The sequence below is a fragment of the Fictibacillus sp. B-59209 genome (assembly GCF_036216745.1).
Classification (GTDB): domain Bacteria; phylum Bacillota; class Bacilli; order Bacillales; family Fictibacillaceae; genus Fictibacillus_C; species Fictibacillus_C marinisediminis.
Genome location: NZ_JARMMC010000021.1, coordinates 57695 through 77014 on the forward strand (window position 1 = coordinate 57695; position 19320 = coordinate 77014).

At 42.3% G+C, this 19320-nt stretch carries 18 protein-coding genes; 2 read left to right on the forward strand and 16 right to left on the reverse strand.

The window, feature by feature from the left end; translation table 11 throughout:
• Nucleotides 1-109 precede the first annotated feature (109 nt).
• On the reverse strand, nt 110-586 hold the full coding sequence (locus P4361_RS18005; protein ID WP_328090341.1) for a PH domain-containing protein: 477 nt from the start codon (nt 584-586) through the stop codon (nt 110-112).
• A gap of 380 nt (nt 587-966) precedes the next feature.
• Entirely contained in the window at nt 967-1197 is a 231-nt protein-coding gene (locus tag P4361_RS18010) for a hypothetical protein (protein ID WP_328090342.1), read from the reverse strand.
• 500 nt (nt 1198-1697) lie between these two features.
• On the opposite strand from P4361_RS18010, the gene sda reads away from it, so the two are divergent.
• The gene (sda, locus tag P4361_RS23295; RefSeq protein ID WP_425590284.1) at nt 1698-1826 is read left to right on the forward strand and encodes a sporulation histidine kinase inhibitor Sda; all 129 of its coding nucleotides are present in this window, start codon (nt 1698-1700) and stop codon (nt 1824-1826) included.
• Here sda and P4361_RS18015 read toward each other — a convergent pair.
• Together P4361_RS18015 and P4361_RS18020 are read right to left on the reverse strand one after the other, a co-directional pair.
• Nucleotides 1823-1957 carry a hypothetical protein gene (locus P4361_RS18015; protein WP_328090343.1) on the reverse strand — a complete coding sequence of 45 codons (135 nt, stop codon included), beginning with the start codon at nt 1955-1957 and terminating at the stop codon, nt 1823-1825. The genes sda and P4361_RS18015 overlap by 4 nt on opposite strands.
• A 1064-nt stretch (nt 1958-3021) precedes the next feature.
• Nucleotides 3022-3243, reverse strand: coding sequence for an alpha/beta-type small acid-soluble spore protein (locus P4361_RS18020; RefSeq protein WP_256228181.1), 222 nt, complete (start codon nt 3241-3243; stop codon nt 3022-3024).
• Nucleotides 3244-3626: 383 nt separating this feature from the next.
• Here P4361_RS18020 and P4361_RS18025 point away from each other — a divergent pair, with 383 nt between their 5' ends.
• Nucleotides 3627-4283 carry a carboxymuconolactone decarboxylase family protein gene (locus P4361_RS18025; RefSeq protein WP_328090344.1) on the forward strand — a complete coding sequence of 219 codons (657 nt, stop codon included), beginning with the start codon at nt 3627-3629 and terminating at the stop codon, nt 4281-4283.
• A gap of 436 nt (nt 4284-4719) precedes the next feature.
• Here P4361_RS18025 and anmK read toward each other — a convergent pair whose 3' ends face one another.
• The 12 genes from anmK to P4361_RS18085 form a co-directional block, all read right to left on the reverse strand.
• A complete protein-coding gene (gene anmK, locus P4361_RS18030) occupies nt 4720-5880 on the reverse strand; it encodes an anhydro-N-acetylmuramic acid kinase AnmK (protein ID WP_328090345.1) in 1161 nt (386 codons plus the stop codon).
• A gap of 39 nt (nt 5881-5919) precedes the next feature.
• A complete protein-coding gene (locus tag P4361_RS18035; protein ID WP_328090346.1) occupies nt 5920-7674 on the reverse strand; it encodes a glycoside hydrolase family 3 protein in 1755 nt (584 codons plus the stop codon).
• A 37-nt stretch (nt 7675-7711) separates the two neighbouring features.
• Nucleotides 7712-9622, reverse strand: coding sequence for a discoidin domain-containing protein (locus P4361_RS18040; RefSeq protein ID WP_328090347.1), 1911 nt, complete (start codon nt 9620-9622; stop codon nt 7712-7714).
• 128 nt (nt 9623-9750) lie between these two features.
• Complete coding sequence (locus tag P4361_RS18045) at nt 9751-10611, reverse strand: MurR/RpiR family transcriptional regulator (RefSeq protein ID WP_328090348.1); 861 nt, start codon at nt 10609-10611, stop codon at nt 9751-9753.
• 36 nt (nt 10612-10647) lie between these two features.
• Entirely contained in the window at nt 10648-11595 is a 948-nt protein-coding gene (locus tag P4361_RS18050; RefSeq protein WP_328090349.1) for a GNAT family N-acetyltransferase, read from the reverse strand.
• Between the two features lie 11 nt (nt 11596-11606).
• Nucleotides 11607-12533, reverse strand: a complete 927-nt coding sequence (gene murQ / locus P4361_RS18055; protein WP_328090350.1) for an N-acetylmuramic acid 6-phosphate etherase — start codon at nt 12531-12533, stop codon at nt 11607-11609.
• 20 nt (nt 12534-12553) lie between these two features.
• Entirely contained in the window at nt 12554-13702 is a 1149-nt protein-coding gene (locus tag P4361_RS18060) for a DUF1343 domain-containing protein (RefSeq protein ID WP_328090351.1), read from the reverse strand.
• A gap of 32 nt (nt 13703-13734) precedes the next feature.
• Complete coding sequence (locus P4361_RS18065) at nt 13735-14607, reverse strand: carbohydrate ABC transporter permease (RefSeq protein WP_328090353.1); 873 nt, start codon at nt 14605-14607, stop codon at nt 13735-13737.
• A complete protein-coding gene (locus P4361_RS18070) occupies nt 14607-15575 on the reverse strand; it encodes a sugar ABC transporter permease (protein WP_328090354.1) in 969 nt (322 codons plus the stop codon). Before P4361_RS18070 ends, P4361_RS18065 begins: the two co-directional genes overlap by 1 nt.
• Nucleotides 15576-15631: 56 nt before the next feature.
• On the reverse strand, nt 15632-16942 hold the full coding sequence (locus tag P4361_RS18075; RefSeq protein ID WP_328090355.1) for an ABC transporter substrate-binding protein: 1311 nt from the start codon (nt 16940-16942) through the stop codon (nt 15632-15634).
• 13 nt (nt 16943-16955) lie between these two features.
• The gene (locus P4361_RS18080; protein WP_328090356.1) at nt 16956-18575 is read right to left on the reverse strand and encodes a glycoside hydrolase family 3 protein; all 1620 of its coding nucleotides are present in this window, start codon (nt 18573-18575) and stop codon (nt 16956-16958) included.
• Between the two features lie 28 nt (nt 18576-18603).
• Nucleotides 18604-19320 (reverse strand): PIG-L deacetylase family protein, encoded by a 717-nt coding sequence (locus P4361_RS18085; protein ID WP_328090357.1) that lies wholly within the window; start codon nt 19318-19320, stop codon nt 18604-18606.

Genomic DNA, 19320 nt, shown 5'->3' on the forward strand with positions numbered 1-19320 from the left:
TGTATAACTAAAAAATAAACGTCTCAATATCACTAGAATACTAATGAAATTGAGACGAAATACTAAGGTTAAGTAATATCATATCTTTCCGCTGCGTCTTGAACATCTTTTATATTTTAGCCTGAATCGCTTTTCGCAGGTTATCCAATTGTTCTTCAGGGATGTTACGAATCGTACGTTTGCTGGACTCGATGATTCCCTTTATCTCCAAATACAGAATGCCGAGATTCGTCAATGCTAAACCGAACGGATCAGGTGCCAGATCAAAATCAATACTCTTGATGTTCTTATAGGGAATGGCTTCGGTCTGTGCTCCGCCAAAGAACCCCATCTTAATGGAAACAAGATATAGATTGCTGTCTGCAACCACAATAAAACCTGTTTTGGTTAACTCGGAGTCGGCAACCGTAAAGTAATGAATGGTTTCCGTCCCCTTCATGTCTTTTCGAAGAGCTTTGAATGCGTATTCATAATAGAGACGTTCTGTTTTGGGCATGTCCTTCATGGAACCTTTCATTTCCGCTAGGGTCACAGGGTATTCTACGAGCATATACCGCTCATTCAGAGTACGGATTGCCATCATCATTCACCTCATCCTTATTCGACCTTGTTGACCCCTACCCTCTCTCACGGGCTTTCAAACGTGCATAAAAAACAAAAACCACCACCATTCGGTGGTGGTTTTTGTTAAGAAAGAGAAATTAGTGCAGACACGCTAATTCAGCACCAAAGCAAGTAGCCTGTATCAATCAACTTTCTCCGCTCACAGCCTTTAAAAGTATTACGGTACGTGAAATTATAATCATTTAAAGGGGCATATTCCGAAAAACGATTTAGACCGTTTCTTCTATTCTTCCTATCATAAAAATTGCCCGTATAAAAAGAACTTGTATCGAAAGTACGATACAAGTTCTAAAATGCCTATTGAATTGTCAGCACCCCTGTAATAGGAGTCTTATTACATCCCTATTTAAGAAGTAACGATCTCATTTTTCTATTTCGTTCTAATCTTTCCAATTCATCAACTAAATCATATTTTTTGAGAAGATGAAACATCTCATTTAAGGTGGGTTGTGAGTTATTCTTGTTTAAAAAATCATCAAATAACCCACAAATATCTTCTGGAAGTTCTTCCTTCCGTGCCTCGTATTTACGTTCGACATCATCTTTTGAATGATCCATGCTACACTTGTTCATAACATCCCTCCTTTTCCTCACAAGACTATTTCCACAACGTGAACTAAATAACCTTTTAAATGATAGAAAACAAAGATACCAGTGCCACAACTAGCGGGAGTATTCGAGCCACTACCATTGATCGTTGTAGAAAAGCGGATACACGATGTGGTGAAAAGCTTATGTGGGAGAGATTGCATATAACCGTAATTTCTTTAATAATTCCTGATTACAACTTTCTGGCTCTGGAGTGGTTAAACGTTCCCCATACGTGAGTGGAAGAAAACAAATATCGTCGCAAGCAGGTTTGGCTAACATAGGAGGTCGATGTCTCAACAAATTATTTCAAAAAAAAGAGCATGAACCGGAACTGGGGTGATTGTTCAAAATGAACAAAAAAAAGGGTATTGTCGAAACAATAGGACAAAATAAGGGTTAATTTTTGTTAAAAACGTTATTATAATTGTACATAAAGTGTCTGATGCAGTTAGAAAGGAATGGTACAGATGACTTTAGACAAGATGTCTAACAAGTCTCTAATGAAGGCTTATGTTGAAGCAAAAAATCTAATGTTAGCCCAGGATTTTATTGACCTACTCGCTAAAGAATTAAAAAAAAGAAATATAAAAAAGGAATTACAAAGGGTTTAACTGGATGTTTCGTCATCACGTTCATAGGAGAGAATGTCTTTTAAGAAATCGACTTCTTTTGGGAGTAACTCCCTTTTAAGTTTTTCCTCAAAGTCCTTTATCAGTTCCCTTAAAACGATCTCTACGTTCATGGTTTCCCTCTTTTCTCCTTAATTCTATAAATTTCACTTTGCTGTTGTTTTTTGGTACCACTATGTTTAACTACCAATTTTGAATCTTCTTGTACCTCTGATACCATCCAAATCGTTGTATCTATTACAACCAGATTTTTGTCATACATTCCACTGTGATATTGGCTCTTAACGATGGTATTCTCTTCTTTGTATATTCTTTAGTACAAGTCAATATAATAGATCCTTGTATAAAAATATAATTTTTTTGATATGCAGTGGTTATGTCCCTTCTTGAATATTGGGGGATAAGTTTTTATTATAGATTTGTGTCTATTTAAATTTTATAAGAAGCGCTTTCATTCTTCAATAACCTTCTTTAATAGAATGGAAAATTAAGATTAAAGGGAGAAAGTTGAACATTCAACATGTAATAAATGGCGTAAACTCTTGACATCAACTATCATCGTCACAAGCATAACCAGTCTCGTGATGGACAGCTCAATTGTAAATGTCAAAGTAGGTTAATACCGCCTGTTTGATTGTGCTTAACGGGTCATTTGTAGATGGCACACATGCCCATTATTTTGGGGAGACAGATAATACTTTTAAAATTAATTGATCCCATTGAAAAAGCTCCCTCTATTGGGAGCTTTGCTTTTATCATCGTCTTTTAAATGTTGTTATTTTAATTGATCGTCGTACATCTAAATTCCCGACTGTCGTGAGCCTTACCTTACCACAGTAATTGTTTGGTCGCTCGATGCCAGTTGTGACGAGGCTTTTCGGTATTTATAAATCCAGTTTAAAAATTTTTTGTTCAAAACAACGATTGTTATGTAGTAAATTTACATTTATTTAACACAAAAAATGGATATTTTTTATCCTTTTGTTGATGTTAATGATTATTGGGATAACATTCAGTCTGCTTCGCCATTGTAGACCTCCTCTTGTTATCCCTTTGCACTTTAAAAAAAAGGAGATCTAGTTTTGAATCGAAAATACGGAAAGGCTACCTATTTTTAGGCAGCCTGATCCATTATGTTTGTTTGAGAGAAGTAAAACTTATACATTATTACCTACAATTAACGAGATGCTCCACCAAAACCTCCGGAAAGTTGCGATTGTGCTTGAGCAACAAGACGTTTTGTAATCTCACCACCTACTGAACCGTTAGCACGAGAAGCTGTGTCAGCTCCAAGTTGCACACCAAATTCAGTTGCGATTTCATATTTCATTTGATCAAGTGCTTGTTGTGCACCTTGTACTAATACTTGATTACGATTACCACCACTACGATTTGCCATTATGTACTCACCTCCTTTTTTAAATAACATCTCAATTTAAACTATTTTTTATGCAATAATTTCTAAAATGTTTCCTATTTTTATATTAAATGGTGCGGTAAGGGTTTACCTACAATTGCACTTTTCACCTGTTTTCTTTGTTGTTCGCAAAGTTTTGTAAACCGGTATCAGCTGCATACCAGGCAGGAAAAAGCAGACAGCTCTATGTCCAAGAAAATACCTACTGATTTTTAATTCCTAGTAAAATACGGCTTGACAAGCTTTGAATACTCTTATTCAAAATGGATAGTATAAAAAAATGGAACAGGCCAAGGTGAATCTGAGGAAGTAATAAAGGATGGACTTTGAATTTAAAACAAGCAGTTTTTAAGAGAGGAATATGAATGATGGCAAACAACTTATATCAAAGGGAAAACTTACGTCATCTTGCTAAGCTGGGCGAATTAGCTCCTGCACAACAACAAGCGTACGAAAATTTTAGTAGAACCGTAATGCAAGAAGGCGTTCTTACAAAAAAGGATAAAGAAATTATTGCTGTCGCTGTGGCGCACGCAACTGAGTGTCCTTATTGTATTGATGTGCATACCCGTAATGCCAAAACATCGGGTGCATCCCTCGAAGAATTGGTAGAAGCAGTGTTTGTAACAGCTGCACTTGAAGCCGGAGGAGCAGTTACTCATAGCACTCATATGCAAAATGCCCTTGATCAAGATGCCAATGATACCCTCTATCGCCAATCCAATCTTAAAAAGTTAGCCAATTTGAAACAATTAATCCCTAATGGTTTTAGCGCATATTCCCGTTTCAGCACTGAAGCAAACAAAGAAGGAAAATTAAATGCAAAGTTAAAAGAATTAATAGCAGTTTCAATAGCCCATACCACAGAATGCCCGTACTGCATTGACGTTCATACAAAATCTGCCCAACGAGCAGGATCAACAAAAGAAGAGCTATCAGAAGCTATTTTAGTTGCAGCTGCTCTGTTGGCAGGTGGTGCTTATGCCCATATGGCCAACCTGATTGAAAGCTACGGGGAATAATTCGCATCACTCAATAAAAAAGAGGCATTTATAATCTTTCAAAAACTGGTTATAACATTATTCTTCTTTGGGTGCTACACAGCAAAAAAATAGAAAACATCCCCAACGAATAAAAAAGGACATAGCAAAGTGAAAAAAATGCCATGTCCCTAACTACTATAAACATTAAACATTTGTTTAAAGTAGAAACACAAACATTTTCAAACCTTCTATAAAAGGATATATTGATCATTACAAGAACCAACTGAAGAACAAGTCTAGTATGATACATTCGGGTAAAATTTGTTAAGGTGTTTCATTCATCTTTTATGGATCTCCATAAAAGGAAAGGAACCCTTGGATACAAGGGTTCTCCATGTACAAGTTTTCATCGGTAAATCAAGATGACATGGGGTATCGTTGGTTCCTCCCCACTCATTCAATAGCCATTAAGGGATCAATATTTAGCGGTAGCTCTGGGTGGCAGAGTAATAGAACCGAGAATCACTGGTTCTTTAGCGCCAGTTGCAGAAGGTATGTTACTTGGATTACCTTGTAATGTTTCATTAGCTAAAACTGCAAAGGCTACCGCCTCTTTTGCATCTGAAGAATAACCAATGTCTTCCTGAACCAAAACCTTGCATTCTTCTTTCAATAGCTCCCGGATCATGGAGACAAGTGTTTCATTCCTGCTTCCGCCGCCCCCGATAATTACTTCGTCTATCTTTATCTTTGGAAATATAAACTTCCTATAATTTTCTGCAATGGACATAGCAGTGAACATGGTTGCGGTTGTGATAAAATCATATTTGGGCACATGTGAAAATTTAGCGATTAGATCACTTGTATATTTCCTACCATAAAGTTCCCTTCCCGTTGATTTGGGAGGAGGGGTTTGAATATAAGAGCTGTCCATGCAATATTTCAGCATTTCTTCGTTTATTCTTCCATACTCAGCAATACCTCCTTTTTCGTCATAGCTTACGTCAAACAATCTCCGGCATGCTTCATCAATAATCATGTTACCCGGACCGGTATCAAAGGCAATTGTCTGCTTCATTGAACCTTGTTTTGGGAGTAATGTGACATTTCCGATCCCCCCTATGTTTTGAAGCAGGCGGTTTTTCTCAGGATCTCCATATAAAATCATTTCTGTATACGGAACAAGAGGTGCACCTTGTCCTCCAGCTGCCATATCCATCGTACGGAAGTTAGAAACGACCGTTGTGTTTGTTTCATAAGCAATTACTGCTGCTTCTCCAATTTGAAGACTGGACGGAATAAAATTTGCCTCTGTAAACGGCAAATGATAGATTGTTTGTCCGTGAGAACCAATAAAGTCTATTTGATCAAACGTAAGTTGATTTTTTTCACAAATCTTCTTACAGGCTTCAGAAAACAGCTTGCCTAATTTAAAATTCAGGCTGCAAATGAGCTTTACATTCGACTGGTCTAATGAAAGGGCATTTTCTATTTCCTTTTTTATCTCCTCAGAAAAGGATTCAGTTGTAAAATCAACCAGCTTTACTTTGGACTCGGGCCCGCTGTTTTCGATATCTACCAGCGCGGCATCAATGCCATCCAATGAAGTTCCCGACATTAAGCCTATCCCTAACATGATGCACTCCTTCCCTGATCTCTTCTACTTCTGCTGTATTTACTGATTGCCATAGCGCAGACCATGTCCATATGGATATTCTTCATTTATTGTGACGGGAAGTTTGCCTCCCGGCTGAGATCCGAGCAACACATTAACTGCCGCACTTATAGCTGTTTGGTTTCTCGTTTTCCATCTGTCAATGGCATACGCCGTTACATAACTGTTCACCGAAGGAAACGCAATCAGATCATACGGAAGACCAAGTGACACCACGATGACTGGTTTACCTGTCGAACGTAAAGCCTCCACCAATTTTTTCTGACCTTCTGGTAGGACGCCTTGTGAATACGTAAGGGCAATTAACCGATCGGCTGTTTCAGAGAGCTGAATAGCCTTCTGAATGTCTGCTTCAGCCGGATTGGCCGTTGCCGATTGCCATGAAGAGACATTAACCCCTCCATCCTTCAATTGTTTGCCGACAACGTCCGTCTCCGTAACACCTGCTAAAAAGTAACGTTCATTTTGGTTTCTCTTTATCGGAAGAGTCCCGTCGTTCTTTACAAGAGTTATGGAATCATTCCCTATCTTCTCTGCAACTGCCTGGTGCAGAGGGTTCCCGCAAATCGCTTCGGCTTGATCGGGATTTACAAAACGCTTTGAGAACAACTTGTACTTCTTCTTCACTTTTAGAATGCGTGTTACCGATTGATCTAGCCGTTCCTTTGAAATCGCACCTGATTTAACCGCCGCTAGCAAGGCGTTGTACGTAGCCACCTGATCAGCGTAAGCCCCTGTAGACATGATGACGTCCGCACCGGCTTTAATCGCCATTACCGCTGCCTCCCCTGCCCCCCAGTTCTTTGAAATGGCATACATGTCCATAGCATCCGTGACGATGATGCCGTTATAGCCCATCTCATCGCGAAGAAGCCCTGTCAGTACTTTAGGCGAAAGTGTAGCCGGGAGCTCCGGGTCAATCGCTTTAATGATGACATGCGACGTCATGATGGATTCTACCCCTGAATCGATGGCTGCCTGGAACGGAGGCAGATGAACTTCCTCCAGTGTCTTACGGTCATAGGAAACAGAAGCAAGCCCAAGATGGGAATCAAAGTCTGTGTCTCCATGGCCAGGAAAATGCTTGGCTGAAGCAATCATGCCTGTCTTTTGGTAGGTTTGCACCATCGTAGATGCCATGTTTGAAACCAACTCTGTGTTTTCACCAAATGAACGCACTCCAATGACAGGGTTGTTCGGATTTGTGTTCACATCTGCCACCGGTGAATAATTCCAATTCAAACCCATCGCTTTTGCTTCTCTGGAAGTTATGGCAGCCACTGTTTTGGCATCAGCAATATTCCGCGAGGCACCTAGTCCCATTTCACGGGGAAATGAGGTTGTTCCTTCCTTAATATTATGGGTGACCCCGTATTCTAAATCCGCGGATACAAGCAAGGGCACGCTCATTCGGGTTTCTGATGCCCATTTTTGAAGCTGATTGGAATAATTGGCCATAATTGTCGGATTTCTTTTGTTATAAACAATAACCGATCCTACCTTATAATCTTTGATCAATTTCTCGGTCTGCTCATCCGGCATACCATCTGGGTCATCATACGAACGATGCGTAATGGACATCACCAGCTGTCCAACCTTTTCTTCCATCGTCATTTTTGAAATCAGCTGTCGAACATTCATATTATGTTTTCCTTTTTCTGACTCGTTTTCGTTCGCATAGGCAGGCGCGGCAGACAGGATAAATAGCGAGGCCATAAGCAGCGCTTTAATCAGTAAATGCTGGACCTTTTTCAAGTGGATCCATCCTCTCCATTTTTTATTTTAGGATCGTTTATTTTAAAAGGACTTTTACTTCCCAAAAGGAAAAAGCATCTGGTGTCCACTGGGATGTACCTGCTTTTATCCCTGAGTTCTTCGGCCGTCCTATCATGCGGATTTTTATAAAACGTGCCTGTTCATCGGTCGGCAAACGAATGTCTTCCACTGGCTGTGGTTTTTCTTTTAGCACACTGGCGTTTGATTGGTCCGCAATCTTCTTCCATGTCTCCCCGTCATCAGAGACTTCGATATCATATTTTTCTGCCCAATATTCCCAGCGAAGCTGAATAGAGTTGAAGTTCTGAGTCCTGCCAAGGTCAACCTGCAAAAATTCTTCCTCTTTCTTAAACACTTTAGACGCCCAACGCGTGGTAACATCCCCGTCAATTGCCTTGTCCGCAACAAAGTCGTTGGTCTGGGCATATTCGTAATCCGTGTGGAAGGCTTCTGAAGACGCTTTGGCCCGCTTATTTTCTGCCAGATTCGGAGTGTCAGATAAGGAGGCCTTGCTGTCTTCTCTTGGGATTTCCAGGGCTACGGCTGAATACGAAGGAACCGTAAAGGCAAACTCGTTATCCAGATTACCAACGGTTTCTTTCCGTAACCCGTAGTCATACACATGGTCCGCTACAACCGGTCCGTCTAATATCCAAGCTGCACCATCGCCACGGGCCTTGAAATTCTTTAAATTAATCGTTGCTTTTTCGTTTTCGTTAGCTGATTTATTGATCATCATCACGTACAGACTTTTTCCGTTCTTGCTTTTACTTGTGTAAACCGAGAGATTATTAGAATCGGTTTCGTTTTCCAGTAAAACATCCCCAAAATGCTGGTTGTACATCACATAAGGATAATAGTTCACATAAGGCTTCATTTCTGGACTGAACAAGCCATAGTCCCCCTTACCCGGAGGAAACGGATTCATTAATGCCCAGTACGCCGCAGCGTCCACTTTTTCCTCTGCAAACGTTCCGAGCATATCCGCCGTCCAAAGGCCAGCCGGCAAAGAATTGACAGTCCAGTCTTCCGGGGCCCACCAAACGGTATTAAAGGAACCAATGTGAAATTCTTTCTTCTTTCCACCCTTTTCTTTCACCCAGCTCTTAACAGTATTTAAGTCATTTCTGAGCTTTTGCGGGGTTTTAAGCAGGTCGTCAAAATACTTTTGCTTGTTATTCTTTGAGTAGGGAGAGCCTTTACTGAATTGATCGGAGGGCTGCATTGGAAGTGAATGAATGGAGTAAACATCAATGTCCTCCCCCACTTCATTGATGACTTTCTTCGTGAAGGCTTCGTTATACGGACTGACATTTGCAATGATTTTAATGCTGGGATCTGCTTTTTTCATAACAGGGGCAAATGCCTTTACTTTTTGGACAAATTGTTCAGCACTCATGGTGAAGTAGGGCTCATCGGCAATCTCCCAGTATTTCACTCCAGCCTTTTTCTTCTTATTCACATACGTGATCCAATCGGCAGCAAGCTTTGGGGATTCATTGGGGTTAACTGAAATTTTTGCCGTTGCCTTCAACCTTTTTGCCAGTTTAAAAAATTGGTCCGTGCGCATCTCAGTGGGAAGATTAGGATCGTTCCAAATAAAATTTGCGCCATAGTTCCCGCCGGGATAGACGAGAAAACCTAACCCGATTTTGTCTAGATTGTTCTCCAGGCGATGGTTCAGCACATTTTTGTCATAGACGGTTTCGTTCCAGGCCGGCACATGGACGCCAAACAATTCCTTTTTGATTTCTCCCGCCTTATCCTCTGAATTTATGAACACCGTACTTTGGCTTTCTTTATGGGTTGAAACGGTGCTTTTCTTTTCTTTCCCAAGGATCGTGATTTCACTTTGATGAGGAATTAACATTGAAATCACGATTAGTAATGGCAGAAACGCACCAAGCCATTTTATTCTTTTACTCATATAATGCCTCCTATGGTTTAGTCATTCAATTTTTAAAAAAGTTAAAAGTTGGGTAAACGGACCTTTTCCGTATAAATAAAAGACCATTCTAGTTGATAGCACAGGAAGAATGGTCTTGGGTGAGGTTCTTATTGTTCGTTCTTTTGTCTCTTTTTTAGTCCATGTTCTTTATAGTAGGTGATCGCCTCTTTCGTGGAATCAAGATATTGAACCGTTTCATCATATTGCTGTGTCGCCACACACATAAATAAAATATCAATTAAATGAAGCTGAGCAAGTCTTGATGAGGTGGCGCCGCTTCGGAACGTCGGTTCTTTTGAATACGAAGTAAACAGTTTGATGTCCGCGCGCTCTGAAACGATGGAAGACCCATACTTTGTCAGACTGATGGCGGTAAGTCCCTTTTTATTGGCGAGTTCTAAGATCTTCGCTACTTCTGCCGTTTCTCCGGAAAAGGAGATTCCCACGATGACATCGTTTTTGCTCGCATTGGCTACCAGAGTTGCCACAACATGTGTATCTGTAAAAGCAGTCGCATTTTTGTTAATCCGTAGAAACTTCTGCTGGGCATCAGCAGCAATAATATTCGACGCCCCAATGCCGAAAAAGTGTATCGATTTTGCTTTGATTAACGCTTCTACAGCCCCACTCAGTTCGTCAATATTGATGATTTCTGCTGTTTCTTTCAGTGTTTGAATGCTGTTGTTCGTCATCTTCTGGATGACCGCTTCTTGGGATTCAAAGGGCTGGATGTCCCGATACCCTTGGTCCATTGGTTTCTGGAGATCACCCGTAATTTTCAGCTTTAATTCCTGAAATCCTTTTAAACCGAGTGATTTACAGAGTCGAATCACTGCTGCACTGCTCGTAGAACTTCGCTGACCTAATTCATATGCTGTGCTCCGGATAGCCTGTTCTGGATGAGTCATGATAAACTCTGCAATCTTTTTTTCCGAAGGCGGTAAGCTGGGCAGCATGTGCAAAAGCATGGTTAGTCCACCAGTCATTGTTTTCTTCTCACTTCCTTACAGATGTTGTTTCATCACATGGAACTTCCTTGTGATGTTGAACCCTGCTTTTTTGTATAGATGTCCGGCTGTGGTGGTTTCTCCCGTCCATAAGAACCAGGCGGTATGAAGACCTTCTGACCGCATCGCAAACAGGCATTCCTGAAGCAAAATCTTTCCTAATCCCTTTCCCTGCTGCTCGGGATCGACCCCAAACGGACCAAACCTCTCTGGAATCCCTTCATATCCCCCATACAAGCAAAAACCAACCAGTTTATGTTGCTCACGGGCGATTAAAATCCTCTCGAGCGGCAGTCCCTGCAGTATCCCTTCCCTTATGGCTCTGCCCCAGTCAGGGTTAAACTTTTCACTGGCGAATGAAATGACTTCATAGAGGTCTTGGTCGCGGGCTGCCGAAAATGAGTAACCTTCGCGATCGCGTTTTTCCTTTAATGCGGTCACCTCAGGTGCCCGGGTAAAGCCGACAATGGATTTATCCATGGCAACCGGCGAATACTGTGTTTCAAAGCCTTGCTTTTTCAAAAACTGAAAAGCTTCAGGATAGGAAGCTTCATCCACGCCAGGCAAGATGTAGTTAGGCGCATATGAAGCAAAAAACACCTGCTTCCTCCCATGTTTCTTCAAAAAATCATACGCTTCCTGAAACAGCTGGTCAGCCACTCCCTCGTTCCTGTATTCAAGATGGACAAAAAAGAAAGGAATCCATCCGTTGTCCGGCTCAAGGTCCGTTCCATACATGGGAAGTTTACGCCTCACTGCATAGACACAGCCGATCAGCTTTCCCTCATCAAAAGCAAGCCTCATCCCCTCCGGATCGAAATTCGCGTCTAACAGGACGAGGTGACGGAACCGTTTTTTTGTCATAGGGTCCTGGGGCAGGCAATCGTTCCAAAGGTTTACAATTAGTTGCTCATCGCCGGATCGATACGATTGATAAGTAATCATGACAGCCTCCTCTATTGTTTCTGTTCGTTTGAATGGCTCTCCAATGCTTTGCGTACAAAGCCGCCAGCCTGAGTTAACATACGCTCTGCCTCATCATACGAAGCATTGGTCTTTATCCGGACAATCGCATTTTTTACCTGATAGCGGCTCTCCTCCAGCACTCTTAAGGATGTATCATACGATGCATCCGTTACAGTTTGTACGATCGATACCGCCCGCTCTTTGAGTTTTTCGTTGCTGACATGCAAATCCACCATAAGGTTTTCGTAGACCTTACCGCTTTTGATCATGACAGCGGAGGAAATCATGTTCAAGACCATCTTCTGCGCGGTGGCTGCCTTCATTCTTGTGGACCCGGTTAGGACTTCAGGACCTGTAAGGACTTCAATATTGATTTCGGCATAATCGGAAAGGATCGAATTCTTATTGTTGGTTAATGATGAGGTGGCTGCCCCGATATTTCTGGCATATTTGAGTGCTCCTTTGACATAAGGTGTCCTGCCGCTTGCCGCAATTCCTATCACCATGTCTTTAGAAGTAAGCCCGCACCGCTTCAGATCATCCATACCCTGGGTTTCATCATCTTCTGCTCCTTCTACGGCTTTCAAAAAAGCATTGCCTCCACCGGCCATCACTGCCTGAACCCGTTCTGGTGTGATGCTGAATGTCGGGGGACACTCCACAGCATCCATAATCCCGATTCTGCCACTTGTCCCTGCTCCGGCATAAAAGATTCGTCCCCCGCCCTTGATAGCTTGATAGGCAGCTTCAACTGCTTCTTCGATATCGGACAGTTGTTCTTTCACAGCTTGTGCCACCAGGGCATCTTCTTCATTAATAATTTGCAGGATTTCAGATGTCTCTTTCCTATCGATCTCCATCGACTTTCGATTTCTTTGCTCAGTGGCGAGCTCCTTAATTTCTGCATTTACACTCATGACACACCATCCTAATCCCATTATTGGTATAAAAGGTACGGTTCTACTTTCTTTTCGAATCCTAATCTTTCATCTTGGCATTGATCCAAAAAGAAATCTGATTGCTGATTTAAAATATAGGATTGAAGCTCATCCGTACCCATTAATAGATTAAAAAAGGAACGTCTTCCCCCTTTGGTAAGAAATTCAAAGTCATTCGGGTACAATTCGGCAATCGTTTCCAGCAAAACCAGTCCCGTTCTTAACGGATGAATTTTCCTTCTGTCCGTGACATGGAGCTGCACGCCGCTGCAAACCGTGTCTTTATATTTTTGATAGGTAGGCCTGAAAGACACAGGCCGGGCAATGACGCCTTGCAGTTTCTTTTCGTTGAGCCTTCTAGCTAGTTTTGTTCCTTCAATAAAGGGGGCGCCCACATATTCAAACGGCTTGGTCGTTCCCCTCCCTTCCGATAGGTTGGTCCCTTCAACCAGGCATGTCCCCGTGTATAAAACAGCCATATCGAGTCCCGTCGTATTAGGGGAAGGAGGTACGAAAAGAAGCCCGGTCTCATCAAAATAATGAGACCTCTCCCATCCTTCCATTGGAATGACCGTCAACTCACAATCAATCCCTCGTTCGTTTTTATAATAAAGAGCCATTTCACCGATCGTTAACCCATGACGATTCGGGATAGGGTGTAAACCGACAAATGATCGAAACTCTTCCTTTACAAGGTTCCCTTCCCGCTGCACACCGGATATCGGATTTGGCCGGTCCAAGACAACAAAATGCTTTCCAAACTCCCTGCATGCTTCCATCACATAAGCCATGGTGTAAATGAAAGTATAGTAGCGGGAGCCAAGATCCTGAAGGTCAAAGAAAATAACATCCACATCCTCCAGCATTTCTCTGGAAGGCTTTTTAGATTTGCCGTAAAGGCTGTACACCGGAAGTCCTGTATAAGGATCGATAGAAGATGTTACTTCTTCCCCTTCTTTTGCATCTCCGCGAATGCCGTGTTCTGGTCCATAAAGTGCCGTGAGCTGAATATCCGGGTGGGAGGCAAACAAATCAATAATGGGAACCAGCTTTGAATTAACCCCTGTAAAATTGGTTACAAGCCCTGCTCGCTTTTTTTCATAGTGACTGACATAGCGATCCAGAAAAACTTCCAGGCCTAATTTCATAAGGATTTTTAATCTCCTTTTCTCATCATCTGCTATTCTTTTAAACCAGACATATTGATGCCTTTGACATAGTATTTTTGGAGAAAGATAAACACGAGAAAAATAGGAATGATACTTATGGTCAATCCTGCACATACAATTGCCTGGGTAGAATTCGAATCCAAATACGACTGAAGCATTTGAATACCCACAGGAAGCGTTGCAAGGTTATTATTGACGGTGAAAATCAACAAGGACCATATCAGTTCGTTCCACTGTCCAATGAAGGTAAAGATCGCCAGGGTAGCAAGGGCAGGCATGGTCATGGGAGTGATAATCTGCCAAAAGATTCTAAATTCAGACGCTCCATCAATCCGTGCTGCTTCGATTAAGGAGTCCGGAATGTTCATGATAAACTGCCTCATTAGAAAGATTCCAAAACCACTTACTGCAAACGGTAAAATCAGCGCAAGAATCGTAGAGGCCAAACCGCCATGTCCTCCTTCCCCTAAGAGGTTGTTACCACCCACCAGTGGCGTGTGAACCATGATGTAAAAGTTGGGGATCAAGAACAAAAATGCTGGGAACATCATTGTTGCAAGTGTAAATTTAAAAATAAAATTCCTTCCTTTGAATTTCAATTTCGTCAAGGCATAACCCGACAATGTACTGGTAATTAACACCAATAAGGTCACCCCAAAACAGGCAATTAGACTGTTTATAAACAACCTGCCCATGTGCAAACTCTCAAAGGCGGTATGATAGTTGGCAAAATCAAACGACTTTGGAAGCAACCGATACGTGCTGCTGCTTAATTCTTCAGGACCCTTAAACGAGGTAAACAGCATATCCATAAATGGAAACATCATTGATATGCTTCCGAGTATCACAACCATGTAGGAGAACCAAGGAAACCTCTTTTTCATCAGTAGGACTCCACACCTCCCCGTTTGAATATGGCCAGCTGCAACAAGGTAATCAACAACACGATAACAAAAAGCACAATGGCCATCGCACTGGCAACCCCCCAGGACCCAAATTTAAACGCTTGATTGTACATCTCTAATCCCACCACGTTGGTCGCATTTCCTGGTCCGCCGTCTCCGGTCATCACCAGAGAAAGGGTAAACGATTGTAGTCCTCCAATAAACCCCGTAATTAAAACAAACAAAATGGAAGGGCGCAATAGTGGAAGGGTGATGTGCCAAAATAGCGTAAAAACGCTGGCACCATCGATCACCGCAGCTTCATAATACGATTCTGGTATGGCTTTAAGCCCTGCTGTAAGAATCAAAACAGAGCCTCCAATGCTTGACCATACCGCCACCACAATCAATGAACCAAGCGCCGTATCCGGATCACTTAAGAATCGGACGGTGGGTAGACCTACTCCCCTCAAAAACTCATTGAGTAACCCTCCATTTGGATCATACATGTATTTCCACACATTCCCAACGGCTACCACCGTCGTGACCATAGGTAAAAAGTAGAGCGTTCTCCAAAACCCTTCAAATCGTAGGCGTGTAATCATGTATGCCACGATTAAGGAAACTACAAATGAAAACAAAACAGACCCTACGGCAAACAAGAGGGTATTGGTGAGGATCGGATAAAGAAATGGAGAGTCAGCAGAAAAAATCTGTTGAAAGTTCTGCAAGCCTACCCATTTGATCAGCGAAAAATCGAAGCCTCCCCATTCTGTAAAACTCAGGAATACGGAAAATATGAGGGGAACGATTAAAAAGACAAGGTAGAAAAGAATAATAGGCAGCAGAAAGAGATAACCCATCCATGCTTGTCTCGTTTTTTGGCTGAATAGATACTTCTTTGCCTGCGGTTTAGCCGCATATTCAATGGATGATGGATCTGTGGATGGCTGCAGTTTTGGTAACATAGTTGTTACACCTGCCTTTCATATCGAAATGCAAGGGGCCAAGATGGCCCCTTTTCTTATTTTTCTAATTCTTGGTCAATTTGAGAGGAGGCAGATTGGATGGCCTCATCCGCTTTCTTTTTGCCAGACCACACACTTTCTATTTCTTTTTGCAAGGTGGACTTAATTTTTTGTCCTTCGAGGACATTTGGTTCAGGAGTAGCATATTCCAATGCATCAATAAACGGCTGATTATTCGGCGTTTTCAGGTCTTTCTCTAGCGCTGTCAAATCATCGGTTCGGCCTGGAATAATGCCCTGCGAAAGCAAGAAGTTAGATTCTGGGGTCGCTTTATTGTCCAGTGGCTTAGAATTCAGCCAGTTTAAGAATTTCCATGCTTCTTCTTTGTGAGCGGAGCGGTTATTTACCCCATAAAAGAAGCTGTATGAGACCGATCCTTGGGTCTTTCCATCCGGAGAAGGGATAGGAGCCACACCGACATTTTTATAACGATCTTTCATTGCCGCTTTTAACGAGCCGTTCCACCATCCTGCATTAATGGTCATGGCGACTTTCTCAGAAGGAAAGGCTTTTAACACATTAATGCTTGGATCTGTAACCCCTTCTTGAATCAGGCTTTGTTCAAAATCCAACGTTTTCTTTCCTGCCTCTGAAGACAGCTCTGCTTTTGTATTGTCTTTATTAAGAAAGGATCCGCCTGCTGTTTCCATTAAGGATAAGTACGGATGAACCACTGCAGAATCCCAACCCGAGGTTAAGCCGAACCCTTCTTTCAGTACTTTTCCTTTTTTGTCTTTTTTGGTGATTTTCTTGCTCATTTCTTTTAATTCATCCCATGTCTTTGGTGGATTATCAAAACCCGCTTCACTCAGCAACTTTTTGTTATAAAAAAGGGCATAGGTCTGAACCTCAGTAGGATAACCCAGTACTTTCCCATCCACAGTCGATCCTTTAATGGCTGAATCCGCATAGTTTTGCGTGATGTCATCCAACACGTCTTTTGGCGGTTGGGCTAACACGTTACTCTTTGCCAACTGACCGCCCCATAGCGAATAAACATGAACAATATCGGAGGTTTGGCCTGATGTCTGTTGAGCCATAATGGTCGGTAAAAGCTGGGCAAAATCTGCAATGGATTTATGTTTGACTTGAATCTTTGGATTTTCTTTGTTCCACATATCGATGTACTTTTTTAGTTCTTTTTCTTGCTGTGCCGAATAATGCGTGAGTAGGGATAATTCTACGGTTCCAGACTTACCTTTACCTTTACTCGGACTTTCTTTTCCAGTCGTCGAAGAAATGTCACTGCAACCAATCAAGCTGACCAACAAAACCAAAGCGATACAAATAGATAAGAATTTTTTCATGATAAAACCCTCCTTATTTATTTTTTCTTTTATGACAGCTATATATAGATACCGGCAAATCTCCATTCGCCTCCTGTTTTCCAAAAATCACTCTCAATGCTGCGGTAATGGCGGGCAATGTCGGTTCATAGGTATAGATGGCCGCACATCCTAAAGGCAAGTGTTCCAATGCATACGGATTTCGGATGGCCATGGCGATCACTTGTTTTTCTTCTTTCAGGTCATTCATTAACTGAAGCAGCGGATTTTCATTGTTCAGTGATAAAATCATGAAAATAATGGTTTCAAAGTCGTATGCTTTCTCTTTAATCGCGTTTATTTCTTTCTCTAATGACGGATTAGAGATGATGAAAGACTCTGCTTTCGGATGAATCTCTTGAATGATGTCTTCTACCTGGAGGTTCAGATACTTTTTATCTTCCACTTGGAGTTTACTTTGACTTTGTGGATAAATACAAAGCACGGGGTGACCAGGCTCATTCGATAATGGCAGCATGGTAGTATGGTTTGCTTCGATCGTGATTCCTTCACGATAAATGTCTTGTGCTAATCGAGTGTGCTCAGCCCCGCCCACCCATTCAGGGACTTGAACGCTTAAAGGATCTGTCTTCAGATGCTCCCAATTCAAGTAGGATTCTTTAAGCCTCTGAACACGTGTGTATGCCTGATCTATCGTGCTCTCGTCTATTTCCCCGCTTTCAACAGCATGGAGTACGGCGAGCAGCGTTTCCTTTTGAACTTCATAGGTGTGGGACACCATGAGAAGGTCAACACCGGCTTTTAACGCTTCTACAGCTCCTTGTGCTGTTCCAATTGTCTTTGAAACTGCATTCATTTCCAGGCAGTCTGTTGTAATGACCCCGTCAAATCCTAGGTCATCTCTTAATAATCCAGTGATGACACTTTTTGAAATCGTAGCGGGGATACCCTCATTTTTTTCATAGGCAGGAAAATGAACATGTGCAGTCATAACGACATCCGCACCATTTTCAATGGCCTCTTTAAAAGGAAGCAGTTCAACCCTGTCTAACCTTTCTTTTGTATGGCGGATAACCGGCAGATCCAGATGGGAATCGATATCTGTATCTCCATGACCAGGAAAATGTTTAAGTGTCGGAATGACTCCCTCTTCCTGAGACCCCTTCAAAAAGGCTTTTCCAAATTCGGAAACCACTTCCGGCTTCTCACCGAATGAACGGATACCGATAACGGGATTTGCCGGATTGTTATTGACGTCAACCACCGGTGCAAGGTTCCAGTTAATCCCGAGTGCCTTTAGTTCTCTCGCTGTAGCCTTGCCGGTCTTAAACGCATTTTCTGACTTCCCTGTTGCACCCAACAGCATCGCCCCAGGAAAAATGGTGCTTCCCTCTCCTAATCGCCGGACCGCTCCATTTTCCTGATCGGCACATATCAATAGAGGAAATGGATGCTGCGCGTCTTTCGCCTCATGCTGCAATTCTGTTGTAAGCTTTAACACATCTTCTGCGTTCCCTATGTTTCTTCCAAACAATATAATGCTTCCCACTCTGTATTCCTGGATAAAGTGCTTGATCTCTTCGGTGGCGGTAAGACCCTCGAACCCAAAAACCATCAGCTGGCCGATTTTTTCTTTAAGGCTTATCTCAGACAATCGGATCACTCTCCTTTGTTCCAAAGGATTACAGTTCGATCCCCGGAATGGCCGAACCTTTCCTTACATTTCCTCCCACCGGGTATTTCAATGTCTGCGCATAGGTGGTGCGGTTGACACAACCTCTTACCGTCCCAAGCGCCTTATAATACTCAAAATAACGGAATGAAGTGGAATTCATCACAAACCAGTATTGGGAAATAGCCTCTAGATACGCATCAAACTCCTCTGTGACATCCACGAAGATGTCCGGATCATACTCTTGCATATCTTCCCAATTTTCACTATGAAACATGGAACGCAAGGAATGCGGTGGTAAACCCTCGATTTCAAATCCTGGTAAGGCCGCTTTCAACCATGCCGCTTCTACGATTTTTGGGCATAAGGCGTGATCGGGATGAATGCTATGTTTCCAATGGGTAATCACATGGGTTGGTTTTCGTTCACGGAACAATTTCGCGACATGTGTGATGGTCTCATCGTTCGCCCTTAACTCGGCATCTTTGTATTCTAATGTGATGCTTTTGGCACCAAGGATGGCGGCGGCCTTCTCTGATTCTTGGATTTTTTGTTGGCGATACTCCTCAACAGAAATGTGTGGAGGGTTTCCTTTTTCACCCGCTGTTAAATGTAAAAAAGTGACCGCATGTCCTGCTTTCGCATATTTGTGAGCAATCGCGCCCGCTTGAAGTTCCACATCTCCACAATGCGCACCCACTAACATGAGGTGAACCAGTTGTGACAT

Bases quoted from the DNA above. Each gene is read 5' to 3' on its own strand.
- P4361_RS18005 (WP_328090341.1), bottom strand. From the start codon at position 586: ATGATGATGGCAATCCGTACTCTGAATGAGCGGTATATGCTCGTAGAA.
- P4361_RS18010 (WP_328090342.1), bottom strand. From the start codon at position 1,197: ATGAACAAGTGTAGCATGGATCATTCAAAAGATGATGTCGAACGTAAA.
- sda (WP_425590284.1), top strand. From the start codon at position 1,698: ATGTCTAACAAGTCTCTAATGAAGGCTTATGTTGAAGCAAAAAATCTA.
- P4361_RS18015 (WP_328090343.1), bottom strand. From the start codon at position 1,957: ATGAACGTAGAGATCGTTTTAAGGGAACTGATAAAGGACTTTGAGGAA.
- P4361_RS18020 (WP_256228181.1), bottom strand. From the start codon at position 3,243: ATGGCAAATCGTAGTGGTGGTAATCGTAATCAAGTATTAGTACAAGGT.
- P4361_RS18025 (WP_328090344.1), top strand. From the start codon at position 3,627: ATGATGGCAAACAACTTATATCAAAGGGAAAACTTACGTCATCTTGCT.
- anmK (WP_328090345.1), bottom strand. From the start codon at position 5,880: ATGTTAGGGATAGGCTTAATGTCGGGAACTTCATTGGATGGCATTGAT.
- P4361_RS18040 (WP_328090347.1), bottom strand. From the start codon at position 9,622: ATGAGTAAAAGAATAAAATGGCTTGGTGCGTTTCTGCCATTACTAATC.
- P4361_RS18045 (WP_328090348.1), bottom strand. From the start codon at position 10,611: ATGCTTTTGCACATGCTGCCCAGCTTACCGCCTTCGGAAAAAAAGATT.
- P4361_RS18050 (WP_328090349.1), bottom strand. From the start codon at position 11,595: ATGATTACTTATCAATCGTATCGATCCGGCGATGAGCAACTAATTGTA.
- murQ (WP_328090350.1), bottom strand. From the start codon at position 12,533: ATGAGTGTAAATGCAGAAATTAAGGAGCTCGCCACTGAGCAAAGAAAT.
- P4361_RS18060 (WP_328090351.1), bottom strand. From the start codon at position 13,702: ATGAAATTAGGCCTGGAAGTTTTTCTGGATCGCTATGTCAGTCACTAT.
- P4361_RS18065 (WP_328090353.1), bottom strand. From the start codon at position 14,607: ATGAAAAAGAGGTTTCCTTGGTTCTCCTACATGGTTGTGATACTCGGA.
- P4361_RS18070 (WP_328090354.1), bottom strand. From the start codon at position 15,575: ATGTTACCAAAACTGCAGCCATCCACAGATCCATCATCCATTGAATAT.
- P4361_RS18075 (WP_328090355.1), bottom strand. From the start codon at position 16,942: ATGAAAAAATTCTTATCTATTTGTATCGCTTTGGTTTTGTTGGTCAGC.
- P4361_RS18085 (WP_328090357.1), bottom strand. From the start codon at position 19,320: ATGTCACAACTGGTTCACCTCATGTTAGTGGGTGCGCATTGTGGAGAT.